The sequence below is a fragment of the Ideonella azotifigens genome, assembly GCF_006519715.1.
Taxonomy (GTDB): domain Bacteria; phylum Pseudomonadota; class Gammaproteobacteria; order Burkholderiales; family Burkholderiaceae_C; genus Ideonella; species Ideonella azotifigens.
Map to the genome: position 1 here is coordinate 1 of NZ_VIDT01000264.1, position 7,056 is coordinate 7,056.

At 68.3% G+C, this 7,056-nt stretch carries 9 protein-coding genes; 2 read left to right on the plus strand and 7 right to left on the minus strand.

Annotated elements, in window-relative coordinates:
- Positions 1–146: 146 nt before the first annotated feature.
- Entirely contained in the window at positions 147–617 is a 471-nt protein-coding gene (gene trmL, locus FKP22_RS16215; RefSeq protein WP_141288501.1) for a tRNA (uridine(34)/cytosine(34)/5-carboxymethylaminomethyluridine(34)-2'-O)-methyltransferase TrmL, read from the plus strand.
- On the opposite strand, the gene FKP22_RS16220 is transcribed toward trmL, so the two are convergent.
- The 4 genes from FKP22_RS16220 to FKP22_RS16235 form a co-directional block, all read right to left on the minus strand.
- Positions 614–1,600, minus strand: coding sequence for an NAD(P)H-dependent glycerol-3-phosphate dehydrogenase (locus tag FKP22_RS16220; RefSeq protein ID WP_141288508.1), 987 nt, complete (start codon positions 1,598–1,600; stop codon positions 614–616). The genes trmL and FKP22_RS16220 overlap by 4 nt on opposite strands.
- Positions 1,601–1,626: 26 nt before the next feature.
- Positions 1,627–2,094: a protein-export chaperone SecB gene (secB, locus tag FKP22_RS16225; RefSeq protein WP_141288502.1), complete on the minus strand. Its 468-nt coding sequence runs from the start codon at positions 2,092–2,094 to the stop codon at positions 1,627–1,629.
- 130 nt (positions 2,095–2,224) lie between these two features.
- Entirely contained in the window at positions 2,225–2,485 is a 261-nt protein-coding gene (gene grxC, locus FKP22_RS16230; RefSeq protein ID WP_141288503.1) for a glutaredoxin 3, read from the minus strand.
- A 122-nt stretch (positions 2,486–2,607) separates the two neighbouring features.
- On the minus strand, positions 2,608–3,036 hold the full coding sequence (locus tag FKP22_RS16235; protein ID WP_141288504.1) for a rhodanese-like domain-containing protein: 429 nt from the start codon (positions 3,034–3,036) through the stop codon (positions 2,608–2,610).
- 103 nt (positions 3,037–3,139) lie between these two features.
- On the opposite strand from FKP22_RS16235, the gene gpmA reads away from it, so the two are divergent.
- Positions 3,140–3,886 carry a 2,3-diphosphoglycerate-dependent phosphoglycerate mutase gene (gene gpmA / locus FKP22_RS16240; RefSeq protein WP_141288505.1) on the plus strand — a complete coding sequence of 249 codons (747 nt, stop codon included), beginning with the start codon at positions 3,140–3,142 and terminating at the stop codon, positions 3,884–3,886.
- 29 nt (positions 3,887–3,915) lie between these two features.
- Here gpmA and FKP22_RS16245 read toward each other — a convergent pair whose 3' ends face one another.
- The 3 genes from FKP22_RS16245 to FKP22_RS16255 are packed head-to-tail and all read right to left on the minus strand — an operon-like array spanning position 3,916 to position 6,976.
- The gene (locus FKP22_RS16245) at positions 3,916–4,701 is read right to left on the minus strand and encodes a lysophospholipid acyltransferase family protein (RefSeq protein ID WP_211361428.1); all 786 of its coding nucleotides are present in this window, start codon (positions 4,699–4,701) and stop codon (positions 3,916–3,918) included.
- Positions 4,701–6,017, minus strand: a complete 1,317-nt coding sequence (locus FKP22_RS16250) for a dihydroorotase (RefSeq protein ID WP_141288506.1) — start codon at positions 6,015–6,017, stop codon at positions 4,701–4,703. The genes FKP22_RS16245 and FKP22_RS16250 overlap by 1 nt, the downstream gene beginning before the upstream one ends.
- The gene (locus FKP22_RS16255; RefSeq protein WP_141288507.1) at positions 6,014–6,976 is read right to left on the minus strand and encodes an aspartate carbamoyltransferase catalytic subunit; all 963 of its coding nucleotides are present in this window, start codon (positions 6,974–6,976) and stop codon (positions 6,014–6,016) included. Before FKP22_RS16255 ends, FKP22_RS16250 begins: the two co-directional genes overlap by 4 nt.
- Positions 6,977–7,056 lie beyond the last annotated feature (80 nt).

Below are 7,056 nucleotides of genomic sequence, written 5' to 3' on the forward strand. Positions count from 1 at the left end.
CGTGATGACCACCGGCGCCACCGCGTTCGAGGCGGCACGCACGCTGCAGCAAGCCGGCGCAGCGCAAGTCTGGCTCTGGGTGCTTGCACGAACACCGACCGCAGCGCCGAAGGATTGAGTGCGGCGACAGACGCGACAATGCCGCGATGTTCCGCATCGTGCTCGTCCACCCCGAAATCCCGCCCAACACCGGCAACGTGATCCGCCTCGCGGCCAACACCGGCTGCGCGCTGCACCTGATCGAGCCACTGGGCTTCAGCATGGAAGACAAGCTGCTGCAGCGCGCCGGGCTGGACTACCACGAGTACGCCGCAGTGCATCGCCACGCTTCATGGCAGGCCTTCCTGGACGCCGAGCAGCCCGACCCGGCGCGCTGCTTTGCCTTCACGACCCACGGCCGGCGCCGGCCCAGCGAGGTGACCTGGCAAGCAGGCGACGTGCTGGTCTTCGGCCAGGAAACCGCCGGCTTGCCGCCGGCACTGCGCGAAACCTTCCCGGCCGAACAGCGCCTGCGGCTGCCGATGCGGCCGGACCAGCGCAGCCTGAACCTCAGCAACGCGGTCGCGGTGTCGGTCTTCGAAGCCTGGCGGCAGTGCGGTTTCGAGGGCAGCGTCTAAAGCGTTTCGACGCGCGCGTCGCGCTGCATCAGCTGCGCCACCGCCTGGGCCGGCGTGCACCCACCGTTCAGCACCTGGCTCACCGCTTCGCACAGCGGCATGTCCACGCCCAGGGCCTGCGCCCGTGCAGTGACGGTGGCAGCGCTGTAGACGCCTTCAGCAACATGGCCCAGCCGGGCCAACGCGGCCGGCAAGTCCAGACCCTCGGCCAGCGCCAGGCCAACCTGGCGGTTGCGCGAAAGATCGCCAGTGGCCGTGAGCACCAGGTCGCCCAGGCCGGTGAGGCCCATGAAGGTGTCGGCGCGTGCGCCCATCGCCACGCCCAGGCGTGACATCTCGGCAAGCCCGCGGGTGATCAGCGCCGCGCGGGCGTTCAGGCCCAACCCCAGCCCGTCCGCAATGCCAGTCGCAATCGCCAGCACGTTCTTCACCGCACCGCCAACCTCGACCCCGATGGGATCGGGCGACATGTAGACGCGCAAGGCGCCACCATGGAAGGCATCCACGGCCAGACGGGTCAACGCCTCATCGGCACTGGCGGCGACCAGTGCGGTCGGCAAACCTGCCGCCACTTCCTGCGCAAAGCTGGGGCCGGACAGCACGCCTGCGCGCGCATTCGGCAGCTCCTGCTCGGCAATCTGGTGGCCCAGCAGCCCGCTGCCGGCCTCGAAGCCCTTGCAGAGCCAGAAGACCCGCGCCTGTGCCGGCAGCGCGGCCAGCGTGGCGCGCAGGCCGGCCATCGGCGTGGCGACGATGAAAAGACCGTCGTCGGCTGCATGCGCCATCGCTCGCGCCCAGTCGGCGCTGGGCAACAGGCCAGCCGGGAACGCAAGCCTGGGCAGGTAACGGGTGTTGCAGCGCGCAGCGACCATCTCGGCCACCTGTGCCGCATCCCGCGCCCACAGCAGCACCTCGTGGCGCTGTGCGGCGGCAATCGCCAGCGCAGTGCCCCAGGCGCCAGCGCCGAGCACCGTGATGCGCAGCGGCGGCGCAGCGCTTGGCACGAGGATCAGTTGATCGCTGCGGGGTTGCCTGCGGCGCCGGCAGCGGCTTGCGCCTGCTGGGCTTCGAACATGGCCTGGAAGTTGACTTCGGCCAGCAGGATGGGCGGGAAGCCTGCGCGGGTGCAGACGTCCGAGACGATGGCGCGCAGGTACGGGTAGATCATCTGCGGGCAGACCACGCCGACGATGCCCGACAGCTGCGCGTCCGGCACGTTGCGGATCTCGAAGATGCCGGCCTGCTTGGCCTCGACCAGGAACAGCGTGCGTTCGCCGACCTTGGTGGTCACGGTCGCGGTGACGCTGACCTCGAAGATGCCTTCGGCGATCGGCTCGGCGCCCATGCCCAGCTGGATGTCGACTTGCGGCTGCTGCTGCTCCAGCAGGATTTGCGGGGAGTTCGGTTGCTCCAGCGACAAGTCCTTCAGGTACATGCGTTGCAGCTGGAACACGGGGGTCTGGTCTTGTTCGGCCATGAAGCGCTTTCGGGAAAAGACAAAGCCCGCCCCGGGATGGTGGCGGGCTGCGGGCGGCATTATGGCGCAGCGCCTGTGACACTGGCCGAGGCGCAACGCCGCAGGGCCTGCACTTGGCCGCGGACGGGTTTCAGGACTTTTGCAGCAGAGGCTGCAAACCACCGCGCTGGTCCAGCGCCATCAGGTCATCACAACCGCCCACATGGGTGTCGCCGATGAAGATCTGCGGCACCGTGCGGCGGCCTGTGCGTTCGATCATCAGGTTGCGCTGCGAGGGCTCCAGGTCAACGCGGATCTCCTCGATGGATTCCACGCCGCGTTGCTTCAGCAAGGCCTTGGCGCGAATGCAGAACGGGCAGACCTGGGTCGTGTACATCTGGACTTTGTTCATGGCGTCAGCTTTGGTCAGGACAGGCCTGAATTGTCCGCCGCGGCCCACCGGCCTGCAGGGCCGCACGGCAAGGCCGCAGGCGGCATCAGGACATGCGCCGGCACAAGCCAGCCCAAGCCCACTCAGGCCTTGCTGGTTTCCACCGGCAGGTTGGCTTCGCGCCAGGCGCGCATGCCGCCGGCCAGCACCTGCACGTTTTCATGGCCGCGCTGGCGCAGCAGCGCAGCGGCCTTGTTGGCCCGTGCGCCACTGGCGCAGACGACCACGAGCGGCAGGGTCTTGTTGGACGGCAGTTCCTTGCCGGCCTTCTCCAGCGTGTCCAGCGGCACGCTGCGCGCACCCACCACATGGCCGGCGGCGTATTCGGCCGGCTCGCACACATCCACCACCACGGCCTTCTCGCGGTTGATCAGGCGCACTGCCTCGGCCGGCGAGACGCCGCCGCCCTGCGCGCCCCGGCGCAGCGACGGCAGGGCCAGCAGCCCGCCCGACACCAATGCGGCAGCGATCAGGTACCAGTTTTGAACAAAGAATTCTTGCGTGCTGCCCATGGCGTGTCTCGGCGGCCAAGGGCCGTAAGGAAAGGAATCGCGAATTATAGAATTCGGGCCTTTGCAGCTGCCACCAGCGCGCCACACCGCGCCCCAAAAGTCCATGTACAAGCTCGTGCTGATCCGCCACGGTGAATCCACCTGGAACCTGGAAAACCGCTTCACCGGCTGGACCGACGTCGAGCTGACCGACACCGGCGTGGCCCAGGCCCGCGCCGCTGGCGAACTGCTGAAGGCCGAGGGCTACGAATTCGACGTGACCTACACCTCGGTGCTCAAGCGCGCGATCTGGACGCTGTGGCACTGCCTGGACACGCTGGAGCGCACCTGGCTGCCGGTCGTCAAGGACTGGCGCCTGAACGAGCGCCACTACGGCGGCCTGCAAGGCCTGAACAAGGCCGACATGGCCAAGCAGTACGGCGATGCGCAAGTGCTGATCTGGCGCCGCAGCTACGACACGCCGCCGCCCGCACTGGAAGCCGACGACCCGCGTGGCCAGCGCCAGGACGTGCGCTACGCCAAGCTCTCGCCCGAGCAGGTGCCGCTGACCGAATGCCTGAAGGACACCGTGGCCCGCGTGATCCCGTTCTGGGACGACACGCTGGCTCCGGCCATCAAGTCCGGCCAGCGCCTGCTGGTGGCCGCGCACGGCAACTCCATCCGCGCGCTGGTCAAGTACCTGGACAACATCTCGGACGACGAGATCGTCGGCGTCAACATTCCCAACGGCATCCCGATGGTCTACGAGCTGGACGCCGAGCTGAAGCCGATCAAGCGCTACTACCTGGGCGACGCCGAAGCCGCCGCGGCCGCTGCAGCCGCCGTGGCGAACCAGGGCAAGAAGGCCTGAGAAGCTGTGAACGAGGGCCGGGCGCGGCTTCAGGTGTCCAGCCGCTGCTGGATCTGCTCGCGCAGTTGCTCGGCCAGCGCGCGGCGGTCCATCCCGGCGGTGGGCAGCAGCGGCAGGAAGTGCACCTCGACCGCCAGGCCGCGCGCCGACGCGATGCGCCAGATGCTCTGGATCAACGTGGTGTCGCCGATGTATTGCGCCGCCACGCTGAAGCCCAGGCCAGGCTCGCGGTAGCGCAACACCACAGGCTGCACCGGCGCGCCTACGCTGATGGCCGCCTGCAGCAGGTTGGCATGCATGGGCAACATCGTCGGACCCGGACCGGTCGTGCCTTCGGGGAAGACCGCCACGGTGTCGCCATCGCGCAGCGCCTCGGCCACCTGGTGCACCACGCGCAGCGCGTCACGCTTGCGTTCGCGCTCGATGAACAGCGTGCCCACGCCGTAGGCCAGTGTGCCGATCATCGGCCAGTGCGCCACGTCAGACTTGGAGACAAAGCGCGCCCGCGGCAGCGCCGCATGCACACAGGCAATGTCCAGCCACGAGATGTGGTTGGCGGCGATCAGCGCAGGCTCGGCGGCAGGCTCGCCATGCACCGTCAGCTGCATGCCGATCATCGCGAAAAGCCGCAAGCTCCAGGCCTGCACCGCCACGTGCCGCTGGGCCTGCGTCATGCCGCCGAACTGCAGCTTGATCAGCACCAGCCCACGCATCACATGACCGAAGAGCCGGACCATGCGCGCCAGCGCCGTGATGCCGTTCAGCAGCCCCCCCTCGGCACCAGGCACGGCGCCCTGCACTGCATCGCCCGCCATCAGGCCAGCGCGGGCGCCTGGTAGGCCAGGTGGCCGGCCACCAGCGTGGCGCGCACCTGGCCTGGCAATGCCGTGCCGCTGGTGGCGAAGTCGAACGGCGTGTGCTTGCCCTGGCTCTTCAGCACGCCGGGCTTGACCTGCCACAGCGCGTCCGGGTCGAACAGGCAGATGTCGGCCACGCCGCCTTCGACCAACTGGCCGGCGCTCTGCACCAGCGAGCCCAGCGTGTCGCCCAGCACCTGCACCGGCTTGCTGGTGATGCGCGAAAGCGTCTCTGGCAGGCTCAGCTTGCTTTCCTGGCCCCACTTCAGCGCCATGCTGAGCAGCAGCTCCAACCCGGTCGCGCCCGGCTCGGCCTCGCCAAACGGCAAGGTCTTGGCATCGGCATCGACCGGCGTGTGGTCGGACACCAGTGCATCCAGCGTGCCGTCGGCCAGCGCGGCACGCAGCGCTTCGCGGTCCTTCTGCTGGCGCAGCGGCGGGTTCAGGCGCATGGACGAGTTGAAATAGCCGATGTCCACGTCGGTCAGGTGCAGCGAGTTGATGCTCACGTCGCCGGTCACCGGCAGGCCTTCGGCCTTGGCCCGGCGCAGCAGCTCGACACCCGCGGCGCTGGACAGGCGGCACAGGTGCACCCGCGCGCCGGTCACGCGCACCAGCTCGAAGATGGTGTGCAGCGCAATCGTCTCGGCAATCACCGGCACGCCCGACAGGCCCAGCCGCGTGGCCATCGCACCGCTGGCCGCGACACCGCCGCCCAGCGAACCGTCCTGTGGCCGCAGCCAGACGGTGTAGTTGTAGGTCGCCGCGTACTGCAGCGCGCGCTGCAGCACCTGGGTGTTGGCGATTGGCACCTCGGCCTGCGAGAAGCCGACGCAGCCGGACTCGGTCAGCTCGACCATCTCGGTCAGCACCTCGCCCTGCAGGCCGCGCGTGAGCGCCCCCAGCGGGAACAGCCGGCACAGGCTGAGCTTGCGGGCGCGGAACTTCAGCATGTCGACCAGGCCGGGTTCGTCCAGCGTGGGGTCGGTGTCGGGCGGGCAGACCAGGCTGGTGACGCCACCGGCTGCCGCCGCGTTCAGCTCGCTCTCCAGCATGCCTTCGTGCTCATGGCCGGGTTCCCGCAGGCGTGCGGCCAGGTCCACCAGGCCAGGGGCGACGACCAGGCCCTTGGCGTCGATGTCGCGATCAGCCTGGAAGTCAGGCGACACGCTGCCGATGGTGACGATGCGGCCGTTGGCCACGGCCAGGTCGGCCAGCTCGTCGCGGCCAGTGGCGGGGTTGACCACCCGGCCGTTGCGGATCAGGACCTTCATGCTTCGTTTCCTGCAAGGGTGGACATCACGGCCATGCGCACGGCAATGCCGAAGGTGACCTGCGGCAGGATCACGCTGTGCGTGCCGTCGGCGACAGCAGAGTCGATCTCCACGCCGCGGTTGATCGGGCCGGGGTGCATCACGATGGCGTCTGGCTTGGCCAGCGCCAGCTTCTCGTCGGTGAGGCCGAAGCTCTTGAAGAACTCGCCGGCGCTGGGCAGCATCGCCCCGCTCATGCGCTCGTTCTGCAAGCGCAGCATGATGATCACGTCCGCGCCGCGGATGCCTTCGGCCATGTCGTGGCAGACGCGCACGCCCATTTCCTTCAGGTCGCCCGGCACCAGCGTCTTCGGGCCGACGGCGCGGATCTCCGGCACGCCCAGCGTGGTCAGCGCGTGGATGTCCGAGCGGGCCACGCGCGAGTGCACGATGTCGCCGACGATGGCCACGGTCAGGTTGGAGAAGTCCTTCTTGAAGTGCCGGATCGTGTACATGTCCAGCAGGCCTTGCGTGGGGTGCGCATGCCGGCCGTCACCGGCGTTGACCACGTGCACGTGCGGCGCGCAGTGCTGGGCGATCAGGTAAGGCGCACCGCTTTCGCTGTGGCGCACGACGAACATGTCGGCGTGCATGGCCGAGAGGTTGGCAATCGTGTCCACCAGGCTTTCGCCCTTGGCGGTGCTGGACTTGGCGATGTCCAGGTTGATCACGTCGGCCGACAGTCGCTTGGCGGCGATCTCGAAGGTGGTGCGGGTGCGCGTGCTGTTCTCGAAGAACAGGTTGAACACGCTCTTGCCGCGCAACAGAGGCACCTTTTTCACGTCGCGGTCATTGACCGACAGGAAGGTGCCCGCGGTGTCGAGGATCTGCGTCAGCACCGCTTTTGGCAGGCCTTCGATCGACAGGAGGTGGATCAGCTCGCCGTGTTTGTTGAGCTGCGGATTTCGCTTGGAGAGCATCAGTGCTCCTCTTGGACAGTGAAGGTGAAACGGCCATCGTCACCGCGGGCCAGCGACAGGCGCTGCGCTGCGGGCAACAC

Coding starts and splice junctions, on each gene's coding strand:
- trmL (WP_141288501.1), top strand. CDS start 147: ATGTTCCGCATCGTGCTCGTCCACCCCGAAATCCCGCCCAACACCGGC.
- secB (WP_141288502.1), bottom strand. CDS start 2,094: ATGGCCGAACAAGACCAGACCCCCGTGTTCCAGCTGCAACGCATGTAC.
- grxC (WP_141288503.1), bottom strand. CDS start 2,485: ATGAACAAAGTCCAGATGTACACGACCCAGGTCTGCCCGTTCTGCATT.
- FKP22_RS16235 (WP_141288504.1), bottom strand. CDS start 3,036: ATGGGCAGCACGCAAGAATTCTTTGTTCAAAACTGGTACCTGATCGCT.
- gpmA (WP_141288505.1), top strand. CDS start 3,140: ATGTACAAGCTCGTGCTGATCCGCCACGGTGAATCCACCTGGAACCTG.
- FKP22_RS16245 (WP_211361428.1), bottom strand. CDS start 4,701: ATGGCGGGCGATGCAGTGCAGGGCGCCGTGCCTGGTGCCGAGGGGGGG.
- FKP22_RS16250 (WP_141288506.1), bottom strand. CDS start 6,017: ATGAAGGTCCTGATCCGCAACGGCCGGGTGGTCAACCCCGCCACTGGC.
- FKP22_RS16255 (WP_141288507.1), bottom strand. CDS start 6,976: ATGCTCTCCAAGCGAAATCCGCAGCTCAACAAACACGGCGAGCTGATC.